This window comes from Kitasatospora sp. NPDC056327 (genome assembly GCF_042261735.1).
Taxonomy (GTDB): Bacteria; Actinomycetota; Actinomycetes; order Streptomycetales; family Streptomycetaceae; genus Kitasatospora.
Window position 1 is genome coordinate 1 of the sequence record NZ_JBHJRC010000137.1, and the last position, 20,959, is coordinate 20,959.

A 20,959-nucleotide genomic window follows, 5' to 3' on the forward strand; every position below is an offset into this window, starting at 1 on the left:
CCGGGCATCGGGGCGCGCCGGCCGGCCGCCACGAGCGCGGCGACCGCCGCGCCCGGGTCTCCGTCGGTGACCACCGAGGTGCCCACCAGGATCGCGTCCGCGCCGAGCGCGGCGTAGCGCGCCGCGTCCTGCGGGCCGCGCACCCCGGACTCGGCGATCCGCACGACGTCCCCGGGGAGCAGGGGCGCGACGCGCCCGAACGTCTCCGGGTCGATCCGCAGGGTGCGCAGGTCCCGGGCGTTGACGCCGACGACCCGGGCCCCGGCGGTGACGGCCCGTTCGGCCTCCGCCTCGTCGTGCACCTCGACCAGCGCGGTGAGTCCGGCCTCGTCCGCCGCCGCGAGCAGCGCGGCCAGCCGCGCGTCGTCGAGGGCGGCGACGATGAGCAGGACGAGGTCGGCGCCGTGCGCCCGGGCCTCCCACACCTGGTAGTCGTCGACGACGAAGTCCTTGCGCAGCAGCGGCACTTCCACCGCCGTGCGCACGGTGTCGAGGTCGGCGAGCGAGCCGGCGAACCGGCGGCCCTCGGTGAGGACGCTCACCGCGGCGGCCCCGCCGGCCGCGTAGGCGGCGGCGAGGGCGCCGGGGTCGCCGATCGGCGCGAGCGGGCCGCGGGCCGGGCTGGACCGCTTGACCTCCGCGATCACCCGCAGCCCGGCCGGGGAGCGCAGGAGGGCCGCGGCGTCGCGCCCGGCCCCGCGGGCGAGCGCCCGCTCCCGGAGCGCGGCGAGGGGAACCGCCCCGCGCCGCGCCACCAGGTCCTCGCGCACCCCGTCCAGGATGGTGTCGAGCACCGTCACTGCGAGCCCCGCCGGGGGGCCGGCTCGACCGACAGGGCGTGCCGGAACACGTCGCGCGGGTCCCAGCGCCCCTTCACCTCGCGCAGCCGGGCGTGGTTGGAGCCGAAGTACAGCTCCTGCCAGGAGACGCCGGACCGGTTGCGCTGCGGGTCCTTGAGGTCGGTGTCGGCGTAGTTCACGTAGGCGCCCGCCGTGCCGCTGCCCGGGGCCGGGGCGCCGCCGGTGGCGGCGTAGACGTCCTCGTAGAGCCCGCGCAGGAAGCCCACGTGCCGCTCGTCCTCCGCCGGGGAGGTCCACTCGCTGACGTACATGAGGATCAGCGCGCTGTCCCGGTGGGCGAGCGCGGTCTCGTGCGGCGCGACGGCGTTGACCTGCCCGCCGTACGGCGCGACGAGAACGCCGCTGCCCGGGTGGTCGTAGTCGGTCCGGGTGAGGTTCCGGTACAGCGCGGTGGCCTGCGCGTCGTCGAAGGCGGCCCGGTGGTAGGCGGACTTGCCCTTGATGCGCTTGCCGGTGGGGCGGTCGGCGAAGCCCTGCCACTGGGTCGCCATCAGCCACGGCAGCCGCTGCCGCTCGACGGTCCGCGAGGGGGCCGCGACACCGTCGCCGACGGCGGCGAGGAAGGCGTCCAGCCGGCGCTCCGGGTCCCCGGAGAGGGCGGACAGCTGCACGTTGAGCGCCACCGCGCCGCCGGAGCGGTGGAAGACCGCCAGGTGGCTGTAGAGGTCGGCCTCCGGGTCGCCCGGCGCGTTGTGGGCGACGTGCCAGGCGCTGTAGTTCTTCAGCAGCCGGACGAAGGAGGCCTGGTCGAGGTTCTGCCAGGGCCAGACCACCGTGGCGACGAGCAGCTCGGCCGGCGGGGTGGGCAGGGCCCGCTGCGGGGTGGCGCCCTGGGCGCCGGGGCTGCGGAAGAAGTAGCGCGTGACGACGCCGAAGGTGCCGCCGCCCCCGCCGGTGTGGGCCCACCACAGGTCGCGCAGCGCGCCCCGGTCGTCCCGGGAGGCGATCACGGCGCGCGCGGTGCCGGAGGCGTCCACGACGACGACCTCCACCGCGTACAGGTGGTCCACGATCAGACCGAGGGTCCGGTTCAGCGGGCCGTAGCCGCCGCCGCTGACGTGGCCGCCGACGCCGACCGTCGGGCAGGAGCCGCCGGGCAGGGCCACGCCCCAGCGCTTGAACAGCTGCTCGTTGACCTCGCCGAGGCGGGCGCCCGCGCCGACGACGACCGCCCGGCGCCGGGTGTCGTAGCCGACGGAGTTCATCGCCGACATGTCGATCAGCGCGCGGACGTCGCGGTTGCCGACGAAGTCCTCGAAGCAGTGCCCGCCGCCGCGGACCGCGACCCGCTTGCCGGTGTCGAGGGCCTGCTGGACCACGGAGACCACCTGGTCGGTGGAGCGCGGCAGCGCGATCCAGTCCGGGGTGCCGATCCAGCGCTGGTTGATGCCCCGGGTGAGGTCGGCGTACTGCGGGCTGCCGGGCCGTACGGCGGTGCCCGCCTCGGCGGCGGCCGCGGGGGCCTCGTCGGCCGCCGCCGCGGGCGTGACGCCGGCGGTGCCGGTGGCGGTGGCCGCGCCGATCAGCGCCGCGGCTCCGACGAAGCCGCGGCGGGTCAGGATGCTCACTGGGGTTCTCCCTGGGATCTGGTGGTGGCGTGGCCCGCGCCGGCCAGGACGCGCAGGAAGACCTCCGGGTCCTCCTGGGTCCCCTCAAGGACGGGGCCGTCGGCGAAGACGAAGCGGGGGACGGTGGTGATGCCCTGGTCGCGGGCCCCGCTGACCTCCGCGCGCACCTCGGCGAGGGCCTCGTCGGAGGCCAGCAGCCGGGCGGCGCGGTCGCGGTCGAGGCCGGCCCGCTCGACCCGGGCCAGCAGGACGTCGTGGTCGGAGATGTCCGCGCTCTCCACGAAGTAGGCCGTGAAGAGCAGTTCCTCCAGGCGGGCCTGGACCGCCCGCCCGTGGGCGCGCCCCGCCCACCACAGCAGCCGGTGCGCGTCCAGGGTGTTGACCGCGAAGCCGGTCGCGTTGCGGAAGGCGATGCCGTGGCGCGGGCCGGCCGCGGTGACCTCGCGGTCCATCAGCGCGGCGCGCTCCTGCCCGTACTTGCCGGCCAGCCACTCCAGCATGGGCATGGGCTCGGCGGGGTGCTCGCCGTCGATCTGGTAGGGGTGCAGCACCACCTCGGCGTCGCCGCGGCCGGACGCCGACAGCGCCAGCTCGAAGGTCCGCATGGTGATGTAGCACCAGGGGCACGAGACGTCCGACCAGATGTCGATCCTCATCGCGGGCCTCCGGCTCCGGTCGGGACCGCCAGCGACGGCCGGGTGTTGACGGTCTGCGGGTCGAAGCCGCCGAGCCGGGCGAAGTCGGCCGAGACGGACTCCAGTTCGCCGCCGGGGAAGACCTCGGCGACGTCGTCGAAGCCGTCCGGCGCCCGCTCGTGGGCGAGGTCGATGACCACCTCGGGGCCGCGGCGCCGGGCGGCGGCCTGGATGCGGGTCAGCGCCGGCAGGCGCTCGGCCTCGTAGGCGGCCAGGGCCTCGGCCGGGGTGTTCCCGAGCGCCAGCTCGCGGGCCACCACCCGGGCGTCGACGATCGACTGGGTGGCGCCGTTGGAGCCCATCGGGTACATCGCGTGGGCGGCGTCCCCGAGCAGCGTGACCGGCCCGTGCGACCAGCGCGGCAGGGGGTCCCGGTCGACCATCGGGTAGACGTAGGCCTCCGCGGCCGTGCGGATCAGCGCGGGCACGTCCAGCCAGTCGAAGGCCAGGTCCTCGAAGTGGTGCAGGAAGGACTCCGGCGGCACGGCCCGGTTCCAGTCGGCGTCCTCGAAGGCCTGGCCGGGGTCGGCGGCCCGGGCGACGGCCCAGTTCATCAGCACCCCGCCGTCCGGCCCGTCGGGGGCGGACATCGGGTAGACGACGGCGCGGCGCCGGTCGTCACCGGCGATGACCATCGTCCGGCCGTCCAGGAACGGCGGCGCGACGGTGGTCCCGCGCCACACCACGAGGCCGTTCCACGGCGGCGGCCCCTCCTGCGGGTAGAGGCAGGCGCGGACCCGGGAGTGGATGCCGTCCGCCCCGATCAGGGCGTCCGCCGTCGTCCCGGAGCGGCGGCCGGCGACCGGGTGGTCCACCCGCACGTCGACCCGGCCGTCCGGGCGCACGGTGAACCCCTCGACCCGGGCGTCCGTGACGATGGTGTACTCGCCCAGCCGGCGGCGCACCGCGGCGGCCAGCACCGCCTGGAGCCGGCCGCGGTGGACGGACAGCTGCGGCCAGCGGTAGCCGGCGGCGACACCGCGCGGCTCCTGCCAGATGAGCTGGCCGTGGCGGTTGTGGTAGCCGAGCGTCCCGGTGGGGAGGGAGACCTCCAGCAGCTCGTCCAGCAGGTCGAGTTCGGCCAGCTCCCGGACGGCGTTGGGCAGGATGTTCAGGCCCACGCCGAGCGGCTTGATCTCCGGCACCGCCTCCAGGACGCGCACGTCGCCGACGCCCGCGGCGTGCAGGCTCAGCGCGGCGGTCAGGCCGCCGATGCCGCCGCCCGCGATCAGGATGCTCATGCCGGCCTCCGCTCGGCGCGCGCCGCGGCGGCGGCCGGGCCGGGCCGGCGGGTGAGCTGGACGGTGGCCCGGGTCAGGTCGATGATCTGCCGCAGCAGGTCGACGCTGGCGCCGCCGCTGCCCACCGGGTACAGCCGCAGGTCGGCGTCGTAGGCCTTGCGGGCGATGCCCAGGTGACGGCCGCGGAAGACGACGATCACCCGCAGCAGCCGGGCGATCCCCTCCGCGGACTGCCGCAGCGCGGGGATCCGCCGCTCGGCCTCCTCCGGGTCGTCCCCGTAGGCCTCCACCAGCCGGCTCACCACCGACGGCACGTCCGTCCAGCGGCCGTACAGCTCGCGCCAGCGCGGCAGGCTGTAGGGCACCGAGTCGCGCAGGAACTCCTCGTACTCCGGCTCGCTGTTGTCGGCGGCCCAGATCGCCTGGTCGATCAGCCACAGCGGGACCTGCGCCGCGGCCGGGCCGAGCAGCACCCGGCCGTCGACGGTGATCTCCTCGAAGTAGGCGCGCAGGATCCGGGCGAAGAACTCCGGGCCGACGTTGGCGACGACCATGTCGATGGAGGCGACCATGGTCTCGACGTGGGCGGTCAGTTCGTCGGTCAGCACGGCGAACTTGGGGTCGGCGACGTCCGCCCCGCTGAGCCGCTCGGACAGCTCCAGGCCCTCCCGCAGGTGCGGGAAGACCATCCGCACGGACTCCTGCAGATAGGCCTCCTGGATGTCCCCGGTGTACATCCGCTGGCGGCCGCCGGTGGGGTTCCAGGTGGTGTAGTGGTGCACCGTGTCGCGCGGCACCATGTCGGTGCGCCGGCCCAGTTCGAGCAGGACGGGCAGCGCCTCGGGGGCCAGCGGCACCGGCTCGGGTCCGTGCCGCTTGATCGATCCGAGGAACATCCCGAGGTCGCGCATCGCCGCGACACAGGCCTCCACGGTGTACCCGGCGACGTCGTCGAGGGACGGCACGATCCGGCGCAGCGCCTCCACCAGGGCGGGGACGTCGGCGCGGTCGTTGTGGCGGCGCATGTCGAGGCAGAGCGCGTCGGCGGCGAGTGGGTCCAGCTCCCGGATCGCCGCCGTACGTAGGGAACTGCCGAGATCGATACCGAGCGTTCTGGTCAAGGCATGCCTCCAGGGAAGAGTCTTCGGGCGCGGGTCGGCCGGCGGCCGTCCCCCGGCACGCCGCACCGCCCCGTTCCGCGCGTGCGGAACCGCGGTGACGGCGGCCTTGTGCGTCGGGAGGAGCGGTCGGCGGACGGTGGTGAAGGAGTGCGGAGGAGCGGGGCCCCGGGCGGCCGGAGAGCGCCGGCCGTGGTCCGGTGGGAGCCGGTCAGTCCCGCTGCGGGGACGCCCCGGCGCCGGGCAGGGGGTGGACACGTGGCTGCCACCGTTGCGGTGGCACGGCCCGGCGCCGGTCGGGCGCACCGTCCGGTGCGGTCCACCGGCCGAGGACCACGTGCACGTTGGTGCCGGACATGCCCTGCCCGTTGACCGCCGCGAGCGGCGTCCGGCCGGCGGCGGCGGGCAGGGGCTGCGGGGACGTCGGCACCACCAGGGGCAGCCGGTCCCAGTCGATGCGGGGCGAGGGCTTGTCGAAGTGCAGGCTGGGGGGCACCTGTCCGTGTTCCAGGCACAGCACGGCCTTGATGAGCCCGGCGACGCCGGCGGCGGCCTCGCAGTGCCCGATGTTCGTCTTCACCGAGCCGACCAGGACCGGCCGGCCGGCCGGGCGTCCCTCGGCCAGCACCTCGGTGAGCGCGGCGAGTTCCACCGCGTCGATCCCGGTGCCGGTGCCGTGCGCCTCGACGTAGCCGATGTCGCCCGGGGTCACCCCGGCGTCCTGGTACGCCCAGCGCATCGCCATCGCCTGACCGCTGCCGGAGGCGTCCGTGACGCGCTCCTTGGTGGCGCCGTCGTGGCTCATGGCGCTGCCCAGGATCACCGCGCGGATCGGGTCGCCGTCCGCGACGGCCCGCTCCAGCGTCTTGAGCACGACCACCCCGACGCCGTCGGACCGCACGAAGCCGTCCGCGCCGGCGTCCCCGAAGCGGCAGTGCCCCTCGGAGGAGAGGACGCCCGCCCGGTCGAAGACATCCGTGGCGGTGGTGGAGAGCAGCAGGTTGGCGCCACCGGCCAGGGCGAGGTCCGACTCGCCCGAGCGCAGGCTCAGGCAGGCCAGGTGGACCGCGGCCAGCGAGGAGGCCTGTGCGCAGTCCACGGTGACGCTGGGGCCGTGCAGTCCGAGGTGGAAGGAGAGCCGTCCGGCGAGCATCGCCCGCTGGTGGCCGCCGACCAGGGCGTCGAGGTCGAGCGCGCCGGTCCGGGCCGCGCGCAGCCGCTCCCAGTGGTCCGCGTGGGCCTGGCCGGCGAACACCGCGGTCCGGCTGCCCCTCAGCCGCGCCGGGTCGGTGCCCGCGTCCTCCAGGGCCTCCCAGGCGGTGAGCAGCAGCAGGCGCTGCTGCGGGTCCATCGCGGTGGCCTCGTCGTCCCGGATGCCGAAGAACCCGGCGTCGAACTCCTCGACACCGTCGAGGAAGCCGCCGCGCCCGCCCCCGGCCGGCAGCACCGCACCGGCGGGGAACCGGTCCGGCGGGGCGGGACGGGTCGCGTCCCGGCCCGTGCGGAGCAGTTCCCAGAGCTGCCCGGGCCCGTGGGCCCCCGGCAGGCGGCAGCCGGCGCCGATCACGGCGACGGGCACCGCCGCGCGCCGCCGGTCCGTCGCGCCGTTGTGGCCTGACATCTCTTCCCCCCGTAAGTGTGGTGGTGCCGGTGGCCGGGACGCGGACGCGTGGATCCGCGCCCCGGCCACCGGCCGTGATCACCCGTCGTTGCGGGCCCAGTGCTCCCACGGCTGTGCCTTGACCCACTCGACCACCGGGGTGAGCCGCACGCCCAGCGCGGCCTCCACGGCCTCCGGCGGGGCGGCCAGCAGCTCGGCCGCCGGGCCGCCGGCGGCGGCGTAGTGGTAGATCCCCGCGACGCCCGCGGCGGCCTCGGCGCCGAGGACGTGCGCGAGCCCCTGCTCGAACTGGGTGACCTCCAGCGGGAGGTAGTTCACCTCGCGGCCCAGCGCCTGGGCGAAGACCGCCGCCAGCTCGGGCCCGGTGACCACGTCGGCGCCGCCGACGGAGAGCACCTGGCCGGCCGGCACGTCCTCGTCCAGGGCCCGGGCGATCACCCGCGCGAGGTCGTCGTGCGACATCCAGGCCACCCGCTGCCCGGCCGGCAGCGGGTAGGCCAGCACGCCGTCGTTGACGATCGCGGGGCCGTTCCACGGGCTGAACAGGTTCTCCAGGTACACCGGCGGCCTGACCACGACCACGGGGACCTCGCCGCCGAGCAGCACCTGCTCGGCGAGGCGGCGCGTCTCGAAACCGGCGTACGGCGTGGTCTCGGCCGGGACCGGGGTGTTCACGTTGTACACCAGACGGCGGACACCGGCCTCGCGGGCCGCCTCGGCGATGTTGCGGGCGTAGGCGCCGATGGTGTCGGCGTCGTACACCAGCGGCATCACGACGACGGCGTGGGTGACGCCCTCGAACGCGGCGCGCAGGTCGTCGAGGCTGCCCAGGTCACCGCGCACCGGGGTGATCCCGGCGGCCGCCGACTCCGTGGCCTTCGCCGTGTCGCGGACGAGCCCGCGCACGTCGTGTCCCTGGGCGGCCAGGAGCCGCGCCACCGCGCCGCCCTGGAAGCCGTTGGCTCCGGTCACGAGGACGTGCTTGCGGTGCTGTTCTGTCATGTCGTGCCTCTCTCGGTGTTTTCGGTGCGGTGCGCACGGCCGGCCCTCCGGGGGTGTGGGCCGGCCGTGCGCGATCAGGGGCCGGAGCGGCGGTGCCCCGCGGGCGCCGCCTCCGGCGTGGCCGGGGCGTCCGGTGCCGGCAACCGCAGCCGCAGAGCGAGCAGCAGAGCCAGCACGGCCGGTACCGCCCCGACCAGGAACGCGGTCCGGAAGCCCTCGGTGAGCGCCACGTCGTGGGCCGCGGAGGACGCGCCGGTGCGGGCCGCGGCGACTCCGGAGAGCACCGCCAGTCCCAGCACCGAGCCGAACTGCAGACTGGTGTTGACCAGACCGGAGGCGAGTCCCGCCTCCTCCTCGCCGGTGTCGAGGGTGGCCGCGATGTTGCTGGTGATGGAGACCAGCGGCAGGGCGATCCCGAGCACCAGGCTCGGCGCCAGGACGTCCGCCGCGAAGGAGCCGTCGGGCGACAGCAGGGACTGCCAGACCATGCCGACGGCCACCAGCGCGAACCCGGCGGCCATCACCGTGCGCAGGCCGAACCGGCCGATCAGCCGGTCGGTCCGGGAGGCGACCGCGATCACGACCACGCACAGCGGCAGCAGCGCGAGGCCGCCGAGCACCGGTTCGTACCCGAGCACCGCCTGCATGTAGAGGCTGACCAGGAAGAACATCGGGAACAGCGACATCTGCCAGAGCCCGGCCAGGATGTTGGCGAGCCGCAGTGTCGGCCGTGCCAGCACCGCGAGCGGCACCAGCGGGTGCGGCACCCGGCGTTCGATCAGGACGAACACCCCGAGCAGCACCACGGCGGCGGCCCCGGTGGCCAGGGTCGGCGTGGAGCTCCAGCCGGCCTCGCCCGCGTTCACCACGGCGTAGGCCAGCAGGCCCAGTCCGGCGGTGACCGCCACCGCGCCGGGCACGTCGAAGCCGCGCTCGCGCCCGACCGGGGTGCCGGCCGGCAGCAGCCGGGGCACCGGAACGATCAGCGCGATGCCGGCCACCACGCTCAGCGCGAAGGTCGACTCCCAGCCCAGCCAGCTGGTGAGCACACCGCCGAGCACCGTGCCCACGGCGCCGCCGGCACCCGCCATCGCGGCGAACACCCCGAGCGCCCGGTGGCGTTCGGGCCCCTCCTCGAAGAGCGTGAGGATCAGCGAGAAGGCCGCCGCGGCCGCCATCGCCGCTCCCACGCCCTGGACGGCCCGGGCGGCGATCAGCAGGTCGGCCCGGTCGGCGAGGGCGCCCAGCAGCGAGGCCGCCGCGAGCACGCCCAGCCCGGACACGAACACCCTGCGCTGCCCCAGCAGATCGGCGGCGCGGCCGCTGAGCAGCAGCAGTCCGCCGAAGGAGACCAGGTAGGCGTTGGCCACCCAGGAGAGCTCGGCGGGCGAGATCTCCAGGCTCTCGCCGATGGACGGCGCGGCCACGTTGATGATCGAGGTGTCCAGGAGCAGGACGAACTGCGTGCAGGCGAGCAGGGCCAGTGCCCGGCCCTTGTCAGTGACCGCCATACCGGCCTCCCGCGCCGCCCGGCAGCTCGTCCAGGTCGTAGCCGTCGAGGCAGGACTGGGTGAAGGCGGCCAGCAGGTCCGGGTTGCCGTCGCGGACGATCCCGGGCAGGTAGACGTGCGGGGCGCCGTGGTAGAAGCGCTCGTACTGCTCGTGCCGGGAGGCGAACTCCGAACCGAGGGCGTCCCAGGCGAGCTTGAGCAGCTTGACGCGCTGTTCCGCCGGCGAGCCGGTCGAGCGCACGTACTTGGCCACCAGCGGGCCGAGTTCGGGGTGCTGGAGGTCGTAACCGGAGGCCGGGAGCTGGATGAGGCCGCCGCCGGCCAGCATCTTGATCTCGGCCAGGACCTTCGGGTAGAGGTCGCCGGCCATGGCCCGGTGGGCGGAGGCGATCTCCCGGTTGATGTGCACGGCGCCGTTCTCGCCGCCCACCCGCTCGTACTCCGTCTCGGCCGCCAGCACCATCGACTTCGCGATGTTCAGCCACCCCATGAGGCGGCCGAGCTGCATCTTCACGGGCGGCAGTTCGTAGGTGTTGTTCGACCGGGTGATCAGGATCGCCAGGCCGGTGAGGAACTCCAGCTTGGTCCAGAAGCGGGTGGCCGCCTGGTGGACGAAGTTGTTGTACGCGGGCGTGAACCACCACATGCCGAAGGTGGTGTCGACGTCGCGGTAGCTCAGGACGCGCTCCCAGGGCACGAAGACGTCGTCGCAGACGAGCAGCGCGTCGTTCTCGTCGAACCGCGCGGACAGCGGGTTGTCGAAGACGCTGCGCGCCTGGCCCTCGTAGGAGGTGCGGGAGATGAACTTCAGGCCGGGGGTGTCGATCGGCACGGAGAAGCACAGGGCGTACTCGACGTCCTGGCGCGGCAGCGGCTCGATGGTGCCGACGATGACCTCGTCGCCGAAGACCGCCCCGGTGCCGATCATCTTCGCGCCGCGCACCACGATGCCGTCGTCGCGCTCCTTGACGACCCGCACGTAGAGGTCGTCCTGCGCCTGCTCGCTGGCCGCCTTGGTGCGGTCGATCTGCGGGTTGGTGATGGTGAACGCCGGGTAGAGGTCGCCCTCCACCATGCGCCGGTGGTACGCGGCGAGGTTCTCCCGGCCGTCGAAGCCCTCGCCACGGAAGACGTCGGGCAGGGAGACGAAGCCCGCGATGCCGGCCGCCATGTAGTCGGGCGACCTGCCCAGGAAGCCGAAGCTCGCCTCGGACCAGGCCTTGAACGCCTTGCGCCGCTCGACCAGTTCGGTGTGGGTTCTCGGCACGTGGTAGGCGCGCAGGATCGACCGGTCCTGCCCCTCGGGGCGCACCGTCAGCACGTCGCGCAGGTCGGAGTCGGCCGCCAGGTCGTACAGGTCCGCGATGGAGCGGGCCGTGTTGCGGAAGGCGGGGTGCTCCGTGACGTCCTTGACCAGCTCACCGTCGAGCCAGACGGTACGGCCGTCACGTAGGGATTCGAGGTATTCCTGGCCGCTGCGGGTCATGTCTCTCCTGACACGGGGTGCGATGAGTGGGTGGTGGCGGAAGGCGTGTCCGAGACGGTGACGTCAGCGGTCTCGCGCCGCGGCGCCCGGGCGGGCGGTCCGTAGGGGGAAGCGGAGTTGACGGATTCGGGGTCCGAGCCGGCGGCCCGGGCGTAGGCGTCGGCGATCTGCGCCAGCCGGTCGGTGGAGAGCACGGACTCCACTCCGCCGAAGCCCTCGGGGGCCCGCTCGTGCACGAGGTCGATCACGACCTCGGGGCCCTTGGCGCGGTTGATCAGCTGGAGCCGGTTCATCCGCGGCCGGCGGTCGCGGTCGTAGGCCGCGAGCGCCTCGGCCGGGTCGTCGTGGGTGGCGAGCGCGTGGGCGAGGCTCCGTGCGTCCAGCACCGCCTGGGTCGTCGCGTTGGACCCCATCGGCGCCATGGCGTGCGCGGCGTCGCCGAGTAGGGTCACCGCGCCGAACGACCAGCGGGGCACGGGGTCCCGGTCGAGCATCGGGAAGGACGCCCCGGCGTCGGCGCCGGCGACCAGCGCGTCCATCCGGAGGTCGCCGCAGCGCCAGCCGGCCACCGCGGCGGGGAAGCCGTCACCGGGTCCGTCGCCGGAACCGTCGCCGGAGCCCGCGTCGGGCCCCGCACCGGATCCCGTGTCGCGGGGGGCCTGCGGGGACGTGCCGGCGGCGGGCGCGGCGGGCACGGCGTCCTCCCGTGCCGCCCTGGACACCGCCCAGTTCACCGGGACGAGCCCGTCGTCGTCGGGGCGCACGGCCACCGGGTAGACGACCGCCTTCCAGTGCCCGTCGCCCATCACGACCATCGAGCGGCCGCCGCGGAAGGGCGCGGTCCGGGTGATGCCCCGCCACACGTCGGTGCCGTTGAACCGCGGCTCGCCCTCCTGCGGGTACAGGACCCGCCGGACGGCGGAGCGCAGCCCGTCGGCCCCGACCAGCACGTCGGCCCGGATCACACTGGTGGGCCGCTCCCCGAGGCGGTGAGCGACCGTCACATCGACGCCTCCGCCGACCAGTTGCTCGAATCCGGTGACGCGGGCGTCGGTGACGATCGCGTCCTCCCCGAGGCAGTCGCGCACCCGGTCGGCCAGGGTCGTCTGCAAGGCACCGCGGTGGAGCGCCAGTTGGGGCCAGCGGGAGCCGTTCGCCCGGCCGCGCGGCTCGCGCCAGATCTCCTGGCCGAGGTGGTTGTAGTATCCGAGTTCGGTCAGGTCGGCGCCCAGGTCGGCGAGCTTTTCGGCCAGACCCAGACCGGCCAGCTCACGCACCGCGTTGGGCAGCAGGTTCACGCCGGCGCCCATCGGGCGGATCTGCGGAACCACCTCAAGGACGCGGACGTCCCGCAGGCCGACGGTATGCAGGCACAGCGCGGCGGTCAGGCCGCCGATGCCCGCACCGGCGATGACAATCTCCATCGAACGAGTCCCCCCCGGAACTTCAACCCCCCAATCCGGCCATCGAGCCCGGCTTCGGGTTCCATCGTTCTGTGTGGAGGCCGCTACGATCAATTAATCATGAGCCGAATCGCTTTAAGGATCGTCCGTGCATGACGACGTGCTCAGTGAGTTGCTCCGACCGCTGTGGTTGACCGACATCTTCCACAGCATGTGGCAGGCAGGCGGATCCTGGGGGGTGAAGGGGCACGACGACAACTGCGCGATCGTCCACTACATGGTCGAGGACCGCTGCGTCATCAGCTTCGACGACGACTCCCCTCCCATCGAGCTGCGGGAGGGCGATCTGGCGATCTTCCCGCACGGCAGCGCCCACACCTTCGCCGCCGAAGCGGGCGCGCGGACCACACCGCTGTCCGCCCTGGTGCCCCACTGCCGGCCCGGCAGGTCCGGCGGCGTCAGCGTCGGCACACCCCCCTACCGGACCCGGATGCTCTGCGCCAGCCTGCACTTCAGCGCCATCGGCGAACCCGGGCTCTACCAGGCGCTGCCCCGGATCATCGTGCTCCGGCGCCACATGCTGGAGGGGGAACCGCTGCTGCTGCGCACCCTCGAATCCCTGCCCTCCGAGATCGGCCGGACGGCTCCGGGCTCCCGGCTGGTCACCCTCCGGGCCTTCGAGACCGTGTTCGTCCTGTCCCTGCGGATCGCCATGGAGGAGCTGGCGGAGGAGTCGCCCGCCCTCCAGGCGCTGCACCACCCGGGCATCAGCAAGGCCCTGCTGGCGATCCACGGCTCCTACGCCGAGTCCTGGACCGTGGAGTCCCTCGCCCGGGAGGCCGGAATGTCCCGGTCCGTCTTCTCCCAGATGTTCCGTGAGCTGGTCGGCGAGCCGCCGATGCGGCATCTGACGGTGCGCCGGCTCCAGGAGGCCAGGCGGCTGCTCACGGACACCTCCGTGCCGCAGCAGGACATCGCCCAGCGCATCGGCTACCGCAGCCAGGTCGGCTTCCACCTGGCCTTCCGCAAGGAGTTCGGCGCCACCCCCGGCGAGTACCGCGCCCGCCGGCCCCTGCCGTCCCGCCCTGCCCCCCGCGACCACTCCGCCCGCCCGCCCGCCACCGACGCCGAGAATTCCGAAGCCGCTTCCGGCACCGATTCCGGCGCCGTTTCCGCCGTCGATTCCGTGACCGATTCCAGGACCGGTTCCGCGAACGGTTCCGCGCGCGCCTCCGCCGTCGCCCCGGCCTCCGTTTCCACCGAAGGCGGCACCTGGGATCCCGCCTGAGCGGAAACCGCCCGGCGCGAATTACCCGCCGCCCCGCCTTTCCACCGTTCCGGGGATTCGACGGCCTCCGCCGATTCCCCGGGACGGTCCGGACCGGGCCGCCCCGCGCGGGGCCCGGGAGACCTCCGGCCCCGCACCCCCGCAGGTCAGTGCGACCTTCGCGGTGCCCCCTGCCGCCTCCTCCGGGGCAGCGGAAGGTCGCGGCGCCGGCGGCCGGCCGTCGGCACCACCGCGCGGTTCACCTGATGACCGACCGGTTTCCCGGTCGTTCCGTACCGGTACGGTCTCCCCACCTGCGCGGTGGCCGGAGTTCCGCCCGCCACCGCGATCCCCACCGCCCCGCATCCCGCCGCCGGGACGGGACGGCTACGGGATGCGGATCCGCGCGGGAGTTATCCGAGGCCGCGGGCGTCCTGCTTCAGCGCGGTGTCCACGGTCAGCGCGGTCGCCACGACGAGGCTGAGCACCGGGTCGGCGAGCGGACGGTGGATCTGCAGCACGTAGTTGTCGGCCGTGGTGAACATCGTCTTCGCCAGGCCCTCCCAGGTCTTGGTGATCCGGGCGATCTCGGTGTCCGTCGCGTCGACGATGGAGAAGTTCCAGGCCCGCCAGTTCTCCGCCTTGACGGCGCCGACCTTCTGCCCGCCGACCTCCAGCGCGAAGTTGATCTTCCCGATGGCGTTCTGCTGGACGATCTGGCCGACCTCCTGGCCGTCCGGACGCTGCACGATCACCCGGGACTTGACGAACTTCGCCGGGCGGGTCAGCAGCAGCACCGGGGCGCCCTGCGCGTCGCGGATCTCCAGCTTGTGGGTCAGGTACTGGTCGAGGGAGGTGAGCAGGCGTATCACCTTGCGCAGGGCGCTCTGGCCGACCTGGACCACCGAGCCCAGCGCGGCGCCCTGCTGGTCGAAGACGGCGTACTCGTTGGTCAGTTCGACCAGCTTCGCCTTCTGGTTCACCACCAGGACCGGCTCGGAGAAGAGGGTTCCGCCACCGCCGGCGACCGGTCCTACGCCCGCCTGCCGCTGCACCTGGCGCTGCACCTTGGCGGCGTCGCCGGCCGGAGCGGGCGGCTGCCCGGGGAAACCGGACGTGTTCGTGTTCTGAGACATGGCGGGCAGATTAGGCCCAAACCTCGCCCAGCAGCCAATTCGTCCCTTCCGGGCCGGCCCGCCCGCACCGGCCCGCCGGGGCCGGTCACGCCGGGGCCGGTCACGCCGCCGGGCGGCTTCCGAGCGTCTCCCCGGCCACCCTCCGGGCGGGGACGGCCGGGGCCGCCGGCCGTCCCTTCTGCAGGGGCGACCGGCGGCCGGGGGCGGCCCGGGGCTCAGGAACCCGGGTTGCCGACGAGCTGGACCGGTCCGTTCAGGGAGTTCGGGGTGCAGCCGGGCGCGCTCAGGGTGAGGCGGTCGCGCGTCTGGACCACGCTCAGCGGGCCGGTCAGGACGGTCCCGCAGAGCTGCACCGTGCCCGCGCCCACCGCCTGGACCGGACCGGTGATGTCCGACCCCTTCACCACCAGGCTCGCCCCCGCACGGACCACGACCGGCCCGTTCTGCTGCGCGCCGGTCAGGCAGGTGGTGCCACCGGAGACCACCAGCGGCCCGTTGTGACGGCCGGTCACGGTGGTGGTGCAGGCCGGTCCGGCCGGGACCTTGGCACGGAAGTCGAGGGCGTAGGCGAGCTTGCCCGGCTTGGCCTCGGTGATCGCGGCGCTCAGCTTGCCGAACTCGCCGCCGGTGGGCTTCTTCCCGGCGTTCCACGGGGTCAGCCGGCCCAGCTCGTCCGCCGTGCGGCCGCCGGCGATCACGGTGTCGCCCGGCACCTCCGACATCGCCTGGGAGGCGGTCCGGACCGCGGCCAGGTAGGACGCGCGGTCGGTCGTGCTGTAGGAGCCGGGCAGACCGATGCCCCGGCCGCGCAGCCAGTCGCCCCAGAGGAACTCCAGGTACTCCGCCGCGCCGTCCGGCACCGAGTAGCCGATGTCGCGGGTGAAGTAGACCAGGCTGCGGTACGGGTCGTCGTGGAAGTTCGCCAGGCCCAGGCGCTGCGGCAGCTGCTCGACGGCGATCGGCCGGTTCTGCTCGTCGACCAGGCGGACCCACTGGCGGTCCCGCATCTCCTGCCAGAAGGCGGCCGGCGACAGGTGCGACAGGTTGGCCCGGACGAGCAGGCGCAGGTGCAGCTTCGGCCCGCCGTCCGAGGCCTCCAGGAACGAGGTCAGCGTGTGGTGGCCGTCGGTCAGGTAGAGCGCACCGCCCGGGCCCACCACGACGGTCTTCATCTCCGCGCGGCTCGCCTCGGTCTCCTGCCCCAGCGGCAGGGTGCAGGTGAAGGTCGCCGGATCGTCGAGCCGCGCACCCGGCAGCACCGAGGCGGCCACGCCCTGCCCGTTGGTCTCGCACCAGTCGTCGAAGCGCTTGTTGACGGAGCCGTTCAGCTCGTCCTTGGGCGAGGTGTAGCGGCCGAGCTTGTAGTACACCTCGTCGTAGCCGACCGCGGGCTGGGTGGGGCGCACCTGGTCGAGGGTCACGTCCAGCAGGTCGCCCGGCCGGGCTCCCGGCGCCCCGCCGGCGGCACCGGGGGTCACGGTCGGGGCCGTCCCGGCGGGCGCGGCTCCGGCGGGCGCGGCGATTCCCGCCAGGCCGCCCAGCGCGAGCACGCCGGCGGCCGCGGCGGCGAACGCGCCGCGGCGGCCCGGGCGGCGGCGCGGAGGGACGGACACGGGGGCGGTGCCGGTGGTCATGGTTCTCCTGCGGCTCGGCGGCTGAAAGCGGTTCACTGCTGGCGCACATCCATCCATCACTCGCGGCTCAACGGGTGACCTCGGGGTGTCTCCGGGATTTCGGACAAGTGAACGGTGTCACCGCGGCCTCCTCCCGCCCCCGGAACGCCCCTCCCGGCCCCCGGCCGTCCCGTTCGCCCGGGGCAATCGCGGCCCGGCGTCGTTGCCGGAAACGGACGTAACGCCGGCGCACCGCCCGTCGATTTGTTTGACAGTTCACCGTCATTACGGGAACCCACCCCGTCGCGCAGCCGACGACGCGCGGCGCCCGCACCACCCCCCTCCTCCGGGAGACCGATCCAACGGAAGGACAGCCATGCTCCACTCGAAGTGGTTCGCCGCGGTCGGGACCGCCGCGGCCGTCACCCTCCTCATGGCACCCACGGCCCAGGCCGTGACCGCCCCGGAAGCCGCCGCACCCGCGGGCGCCTCCGCGGTGACCACGCTCCGCTACGACGCCTCCCGGGCCCCCGGCTGGGAGGCCGCCATCACGGCCGGCGTCGCGTCCTGGAACACGAACGCCCGCAACGTCAGGCTGATACCGGCTCAGCCCGGCACCCGGGCCGAGATCCAGATCATCGCCACCAGCGGCTGGCCGCAGGCCACGCTCGGCCCGGTCCGCCCCGGCGGCCAGGCCCGGGTGGAGCTCGGGGCCCAGGCCGTCACCGACGGCCACGACAAGACCCGCATCGCGGCCCACGAGATCGGCCACAACCTCGGCCTGCCGGACACCAAGCCCGGCCCCTGCACCCAGCTGATGTCCGGCTCCAGCGCCGGCACCAGCTGCAAGAACGCCGTCCCCAACGCCACCGAACGGGCCCGCGTCGACTCCGCCTACGCCGGCCGCGCCGCCACCGCCCCCGCCCCGGCCGAGGGCCCGCTCCTCGCCGACGCCCGCTGACCAGCCACCCCGCCCGAGGGCTCCGGCTCCGGCCTCGGTTCCGGCCTCGGCCGACCAGCTGACCGGGCACAGCCACCCGCGTACCGGTACCGGCATCCGCCCAACGTCCGCGGCCGGACACGACGGTGGCCGGTACCGGGTCCACCCGGTACCGGCCACCTCGCGCGACGACGGGATGCCGGCGCGGATCACTCGCGCACAGGCCGCCCCCGCCCCAGTGCCCCGCCCCCGGCGGACGACCGGCGAACGGCGCCTCCCTGCGACAGCCCCCCAGGCCCCCGCTACTTGCTCACGGCGAACCGCATCAGGTCCTTCTCGTCGCCCTGCTTGATCTTCCCCGTCTCGTTGATCACCTGGAGCTTCCAGCCCGCGCCCGACCGCACCGCCTTGGCCACGGCGCAGCCGTTGTCGTTGGTGAGCATGCTCGGCCAGATGTCCGCGACCTGCTGGGTGCTGCCACCAGTGGCGTCGTAGACCTTGAAGCTGATGTTGCGGGCGTTCTGGAAGGCGCTGCGCTTCTTGTAGGCGGCGGCCACGAACACGATGGAGGTGATGTTGGCGGGCACCCGGGCGAACTCGACGGTGACCGTCTCGTCGTCACCGTCACCGTGCCCCGTCTGGTTGTCGCCGCTGTGGACCAGCGAGCCGTTGCCCAGCGGATCCAGGGAGTCCAGACCGGCCAGACGCACGGGCTCGGAGCCCTGCATGGCGATGGCGATCAGGTCGAGGTCGGTGCCCTGCTTCTGCCGGAGCTTGCCGAGCAGCCCACCACTGCTGCCCACGGTCGGATCCCAGGAAACCCCGATGGACAGGTGGGTCACCCCGTCCAGATCCGCCGGGCCGTCGTCCTTCGTCAGCGTGATCATGCGTGGTCCTCTCGATGGGGGAACTGTTGCGGGTCCGAGTCTGCCCGGTGCGCCGCCCACCGGCCCACCCGGGGCAGGAGCGCCGGCTCCCCGGCGATCGGCCTGCGGCGCACCTCACCACCGCAGGCGCGCAGCGCGCCGAGGAGGAGCGGCACATCGTCCGACCAGCACGGACACCGTTTCCCAGCACAGTACCCGCCGACGTCCCGGTATCGAACTGCCGAGCGGCCACCAAACGGCCCCGCCGGACCGCAGCGGACCCGCACCCGCACGCATGCGCCCGCCGGGGCTCCCCCGCCGGCCCCGCAGGGAGCGACCGTACCCGCCCGGCGTCGAGCGCCGGGCGGGCGGATGCGCTCCCCGCTCCTACACCGCGGGGACACCCCGGAGAAGCATGGGCAGGTGGGCGCCCCGGCCGAGAGCGGCGAGGGCCTGTTCCGCGCGGCGGTGCTGGTCGGCCTCCATCACCTCGCCGAGCTCGGCGCGGTGGGCCCAGCGGAGTTCGACGATCTCCGCCGGCGGCCGGTGGCATCTCACGATCTCCTCCTGGGTCGGCACGAGCCGGCCGCCCCAGTAGACGAAGTTCACGCCCTCGGGCAGGAGCTGCGTGCTCACGTAGTCCACGGCGAGGACGCGGGCGAGCGGGAGGGCGAGGCCGGTCTCGGTCTCGATGTGGCGCCGGGCGGCCAGGTGCGGGAGCTCGTTGCGCTCGGCGCTGCCGCCGGGGAGCATCAGGCCGTTCCTGTAGGTGGTGCCGATCAGGAGCACGGCGCCGTCCCGGTTGAGGACGAGGACCTGGTGGCCGAGGCGCCGGCCGGGCGGGTCGGTCAGGATCCGGGGCAGGGAGGTCATGACGGATTCTCCAGTGGACTGGGTTGCGGGGAGGGAAGGGAGGGGTACGAGCTCAGACCGACTGCCCGCGGCGGCGGCGCTCTCGGCCGATGCGTTCCGGCGGCGTCGTGCCCTCATGACGGGGGACCCACGCGTCCGGGGCCGGCAACGCGCCGGTCACTCCGGTCGCGAAGACGAGTCCGACGACCAGGAGCCACGGGCCGAGGGGCCCGTGCCGGATGGGCCACCCGACCGCGAGGGCGGCGAGCGCGCTGAGCGTGACGACGACGGCGTACAACAGCGGCGCCATCACACCGGGTCGGGGCTTCACGCGACGTCCCCAACCGGGCCCGCCGACCGCGGCGGGCTCGGGTGCTGCACGTGGACGAAGCGGGGGGTCTCCAACCGTTGGACGTTCTCCGGTCCGGTGGTCCACTCGCAGCCACCGCACTCGGGGCGGAGGTAGTAGAGCCCGGCCAGGCAGTCCATGTAGACGCCCTCCACCGGCCCGCCCAGGGGCCCACGCCTGGCCAAGTCGCGGACGATCTCGCCGATTTGGGGCCGGTACGCGGGGCCCGGATTCTTTCGTGGCATGACGGCCACTCCCTTCTGTAGTCGGTTCGCTACCCGGGGTGGCCAACATTGACGTACAGTCGGCGATACCTTCAACAGGTCGACTCCGAAGGAAGAGACGCCATCAGCCATGAATCGCAAGGAGCTTGACCCGACGCAGTCCCCCGCCGCCGCGTTCGGCGCAGAACTCCGCAGGCTGCGTGAGGAACGTGGATGGACGCAGCAGCACGTGGCACACCTCACCGGCTACTCGGCCGTGCACGTGTCCGCTGTGGAAACTGGTCGAAAGCCTTCAACCGAAGCATTTTCGAGAAGACTTGATCAAGCATTCGGGACGCAAGGTCACTTCGAGCGGGAATGGCGGAAGGCAGGCAGATCCGTACTGCTCGAAGGCTTCACCGAGTTCCTGCGAAGCGAGGCGGACTCGGTCGCGCTGAGACTGTTCGAGATCAACGTCATCCCGGGACTGCTCCAGACCCCCGCCTACACCCGTACCTACCAAGCGGCTTGGGTGAGACGCGGAGCCTCCACTCAGCAACAGGCCAACGAGAGAGCGGCGCTGCTCCGCCAACGACAGGAGCGCATGGCCGCGCAGGCGCCAAGGCTGCATGTCGTCATGGACGAGAGCTGCCTACGGCGAGCGGTCGGAGGGCCCGAAGTGATGGCCGAGCAGTTGCGCTACCTCGAAGAAGCGGCCCGGCACCCGAGGATCGTCCTTCAGGTCAGCCCGTTCTCACTCGGCGAGGACCGTCCCTTCGCCCACCCGATTACCTTGCTGACCCTGCCCAGAGGGGTCATGGTGGGGTACAGCGAGACCCAGAAGCGCGGGTTCCTTGAGCGCGAACCGGACACGCTGGCCGAGTGGGCGAGTGAGTACGATCATCTGCAGGTCGAGGCACTGCCCCGTGCGGCCTCCATCGACTTCATCCGAGAAGTGCGGAAAGGATTCGACCATGGCTGACCTCAGCGGCGCCGCCTGGCGCAAGAGCAGCTACAGCGCACAGGACGGACAATGCGTCGAGGTCGCCACCGGCCTCCCCGGCATCGTCCCGGTCCGCGATTCCAAGGACCCGCAGGGCCCCACCCTCGTCCTCCCGGCCGACGCCTTCGCCTCCTTCCTCACCTCCCTCCGGGCAGGCGAGTTCGGCGAGGTCTGACGGACGGCCGGCGTGCTGGAGGCCCCCGATCGATCGGGGGCCTCCAGCAC

The 20,959-nt window shown here is 73.7% G+C and carries 20 protein-coding genes; 4 read left to right on the forward strand and 16 right to left on the reverse strand.

Annotated features, from left to right (window positions below; genetic code table 11):
* The 10 genes from trpC to ACFCX4_RS20440 all read right to left on the reverse strand — a co-directional run.
* The coding region (trpC, locus tag ACFCX4_RS20395) for an indole-3-glycerol phosphate synthase TrpC (protein WP_376144356.1) at positions 1-800 on the reverse strand (800 nt) is incomplete at its 3' end.
* Entirely contained in the window at positions 797-2,428 is a 1,632-nt protein-coding gene (locus tag ACFCX4_RS20400) for an FAD-binding oxidoreductase (protein WP_376144358.1), read from the reverse strand. The genes trpC and ACFCX4_RS20400, both read right to left, overlap by 4 nt.
* Positions 2,425-3,084, reverse strand: coding sequence for a DsbA family protein (locus ACFCX4_RS20405; protein WP_376144360.1), 660 nt, complete (start codon positions 3,082-3,084; stop codon positions 2,425-2,427). The genes ACFCX4_RS20400 and ACFCX4_RS20405 overlap by 4 nt, the downstream gene beginning before the upstream one ends.
* A complete protein-coding gene (locus ACFCX4_RS20410) occupies positions 3,081-4,364 on the reverse strand; it encodes a flavin-dependent oxidoreductase (RefSeq protein ID WP_376144362.1) in 1,284 nt (427 codons plus the stop codon). Before ACFCX4_RS20410 ends, ACFCX4_RS20405 begins: the two co-directional genes overlap by 4 nt.
* Positions 4,361-5,485 carry a monodechloroaminopyrrolnitrin synthase PrnB family protein gene (locus ACFCX4_RS20415; protein ID WP_376144364.1) on the reverse strand — a complete coding sequence of 375 codons (1,125 nt, stop codon included), beginning with the start codon at positions 5,483-5,485 and terminating at the stop codon, positions 4,361-4,363. Before ACFCX4_RS20415 ends, ACFCX4_RS20410 begins: the two co-directional genes overlap by 4 nt.
* 208 nt (positions 5,486-5,693) lie before the next feature.
* Positions 5,694-7,103: a polyketide synthase gene (locus tag ACFCX4_RS20420; RefSeq protein ID WP_376144366.1), complete on the reverse strand. Its 1,410-nt coding sequence runs from the start codon at positions 7,101-7,103 to the stop codon at positions 5,694-5,696.
* A 78-nt stretch (positions 7,104-7,181) separates the two neighbouring features.
* Positions 7,182-8,105 (reverse strand): SDR family oxidoreductase, encoded by a 924-nt coding sequence (locus ACFCX4_RS20425; RefSeq protein WP_376144368.1) that lies wholly within the window; start codon positions 8,103-8,105, stop codon positions 7,182-7,184.
* A gap of 74 nt (positions 8,106-8,179) precedes the next feature.
* On the reverse strand, positions 8,180-9,616 hold the full coding sequence (locus ACFCX4_RS20430) for an MFS transporter (RefSeq protein ID WP_376144370.1): 1,437 nt from the start codon (positions 9,614-9,616) through the stop codon (positions 8,180-8,182).
* Complete coding sequence (locus tag ACFCX4_RS20435) at positions 9,603-11,102, reverse strand: 4-hydroxyphenylacetate 3-hydroxylase family protein (RefSeq protein ID WP_376144372.1); 1,500 nt, start codon at positions 11,100-11,102, stop codon at positions 9,603-9,605. The genes ACFCX4_RS20430 and ACFCX4_RS20435 overlap by 14 nt, the downstream gene beginning before the upstream one ends.
* Positions 11,099-12,526 (reverse strand): FAD-dependent monooxygenase, encoded by a 1,428-nt coding sequence (locus ACFCX4_RS20440; RefSeq protein WP_376144374.1) that lies wholly within the window; start codon positions 12,524-12,526, stop codon positions 11,099-11,101. Before ACFCX4_RS20440 ends, ACFCX4_RS20435 begins: the two co-directional genes overlap by 4 nt.
* 127 nt (positions 12,527-12,653) lie before the next feature.
* Here ACFCX4_RS20440 and ACFCX4_RS20445 point away from each other — a divergent pair, with 127 nt between their 5' ends.
* Positions 12,654-13,793, forward strand: coding sequence for an AraC family transcriptional regulator (locus ACFCX4_RS20445; protein WP_376144376.1), 1,140 nt, complete (start codon positions 12,654-12,656; stop codon positions 13,791-13,793).
* 392 nt (positions 13,794-14,185) lie between these two features.
* Here the strand turns inward: ACFCX4_RS20445 and ACFCX4_RS20450 are convergent, their stop codons facing one another.
* Both ACFCX4_RS20450 and ACFCX4_RS20455 read right to left on the reverse strand, forming a co-directional pair.
* Positions 14,186-14,908 (reverse strand): LURP-one-related/scramblase family protein, encoded by a 723-nt coding sequence (locus ACFCX4_RS20450; protein ID WP_376144378.1) that lies wholly within the window; start codon positions 14,906-14,908, stop codon positions 14,186-14,188.
* Between the two features lie 215 nt (positions 14,909-15,123).
* A complete protein-coding gene (locus tag ACFCX4_RS20455) occupies positions 15,124-16,542 on the reverse strand; it encodes a ParB/Srx family N-terminal domain-containing protein (protein ID WP_376144380.1) in 1,419 nt (472 codons plus the stop codon).
* A 355-nt stretch (positions 16,543-16,897) separates the two neighbouring features.
* Between ACFCX4_RS20455 and ACFCX4_RS20460 the strand changes: the two genes are divergently transcribed.
* Positions 16,898-17,482, forward strand: a complete 585-nt coding sequence (locus ACFCX4_RS20460; RefSeq protein ID WP_376144382.1) for a snapalysin family zinc-dependent metalloprotease — start codon at positions 16,898-16,900, stop codon at positions 17,480-17,482.
* Between the two features lie 281 nt (positions 17,483-17,763).
* Here the strand turns inward: ACFCX4_RS20460 and ACFCX4_RS20465 are convergent, their stop codons facing one another.
* The 4 genes from ACFCX4_RS20465 to ACFCX4_RS20480 all read right to left on the reverse strand — a co-directional run bounded on the left by ACFCX4_RS20465 (position 17,764) and on the right by ACFCX4_RS20480 (position 19,713).
* The gene (locus ACFCX4_RS20465; RefSeq protein WP_376144384.1) at positions 17,764-18,348 is read right to left on the reverse strand and encodes a TerD family protein; all 585 of its coding nucleotides are present in this window, start codon (positions 18,346-18,348) and stop codon (positions 17,764-17,766) included.
* Positions 18,349-18,714: 366 nt separating this feature from the next.
* The gene (locus ACFCX4_RS20470) at positions 18,715-19,200 is read right to left on the reverse strand and encodes an NUDIX domain-containing protein (protein WP_376144386.1); all 486 of its coding nucleotides are present in this window, start codon (positions 19,198-19,200) and stop codon (positions 18,715-18,717) included.
* A 52-nt stretch (positions 19,201-19,252) separates the two neighbouring features.
* Positions 19,253-19,510, reverse strand: a complete 258-nt coding sequence (locus ACFCX4_RS20475) for a hypothetical protein (protein WP_376144388.1) — start codon at positions 19,508-19,510, stop codon at positions 19,253-19,255.
* Positions 19,507-19,713: a hypothetical protein gene (locus ACFCX4_RS20480; RefSeq protein WP_376144390.1), complete on the reverse strand. Its 207-nt coding sequence runs from the start codon at positions 19,711-19,713 to the stop codon at positions 19,507-19,509. The genes ACFCX4_RS20475 and ACFCX4_RS20480 overlap by 4 nt, the downstream gene beginning before the upstream one ends.
* 169 nt (positions 19,714-19,882) lie before the next feature.
* Here ACFCX4_RS20480 and ACFCX4_RS20485 point away from each other — a divergent pair, with 169 nt between their 5' ends.
* A complete protein-coding gene (locus tag ACFCX4_RS20485; RefSeq protein ID WP_376144392.1) occupies positions 19,883-20,713 on the forward strand; it encodes a helix-turn-helix domain-containing protein in 831 nt (276 codons plus the stop codon).
* The gene (locus ACFCX4_RS20490; RefSeq protein WP_376144394.1) at positions 20,706-20,909 is read left to right on the forward strand and encodes a DUF397 domain-containing protein; all 204 of its coding nucleotides are present in this window, start codon (positions 20,706-20,708) and stop codon (positions 20,907-20,909) included. The genes ACFCX4_RS20485 and ACFCX4_RS20490 overlap by 8 nt, the downstream gene beginning before the upstream one ends.
* The last annotated feature ends 50 nt before the right edge of the window (positions 20,910-20,959 follow it).

Coding starts and splice junctions, on each gene's coding strand:
- ACFCX4_RS20455 (WP_376144380.1), bottom strand. CDS start 16,542: ATGACCACCGGCACCGCCCCCGTGTCCGTCCCTCCGCGCCGCCGCCCG.
- ACFCX4_RS20435 (WP_376144372.1), bottom strand. CDS start 11,102: ATGACCCGCAGCGGCCAGGAATACCTCGAATCCCTACGTGACGGCCGT.
- ACFCX4_RS20420 (WP_376144366.1), bottom strand. CDS start 7,103: ATGTCAGGCCACAACGGCGCGACGGACCGGCGGCGCGCGGCGGTGCCC.
- ACFCX4_RS20465 (WP_376144384.1), bottom strand. CDS start 18,348: ATGATCACGCTGACGAAGGACGACGGCCCGGCGGATCTGGACGGGGTG.
- ACFCX4_RS20470 (WP_376144386.1), bottom strand. CDS start 19,200: ATGACCTCCCTGCCCCGGATCCTGACCGACCCGCCCGGCCGGCGCCTC.
- ACFCX4_RS20460 (WP_376144382.1), top strand. CDS start 16,898: ATGCTCCACTCGAAGTGGTTCGCCGCGGTCGGGACCGCCGCGGCCGTC.
- ACFCX4_RS20430 (WP_376144370.1), bottom strand. CDS start 9,616: ATGGCGGTCACTGACAAGGGCCGGGCACTGGCCCTGCTCGCCTGCACG.
- ACFCX4_RS20425 (WP_376144368.1), bottom strand. CDS start 8,105: ATGACAGAACAGCACCGCAAGCACGTCCTCGTGACCGGAGCCAACGGC.
- ACFCX4_RS20440 (WP_376144374.1), bottom strand. CDS start 12,526: ATGGAGATTGTCATCGCCGGTGCGGGCATCGGCGGCCTGACCGCCGCG.
- ACFCX4_RS20410 (WP_376144362.1), bottom strand. CDS start 4,364: ATGAGCATCCTGATCGCGGGCGGCGGCATCGGCGGCCTGACCGCCGCG.
- ACFCX4_RS20485 (WP_376144392.1), top strand. CDS start 19,883: ATGAATCGCAAGGAGCTTGACCCGACGCAGTCCCCCGCCGCCGCGTTC.
- ACFCX4_RS20490 (WP_376144394.1), top strand. CDS start 20,706: ATGGCTGACCTCAGCGGCGCCGCCTGGCGCAAGAGCAGCTACAGCGCA.
- ACFCX4_RS20450 (WP_376144378.1), bottom strand. CDS start 14,908: ATGTCTCAGAACACGAACACGTCCGGTTTCCCCGGGCAGCCGCCCGCT.
- ACFCX4_RS20405 (WP_376144360.1), bottom strand. CDS start 3,084: ATGAGGATCGACATCTGGTCGGACGTCTCGTGCCCCTGGTGCTACATC.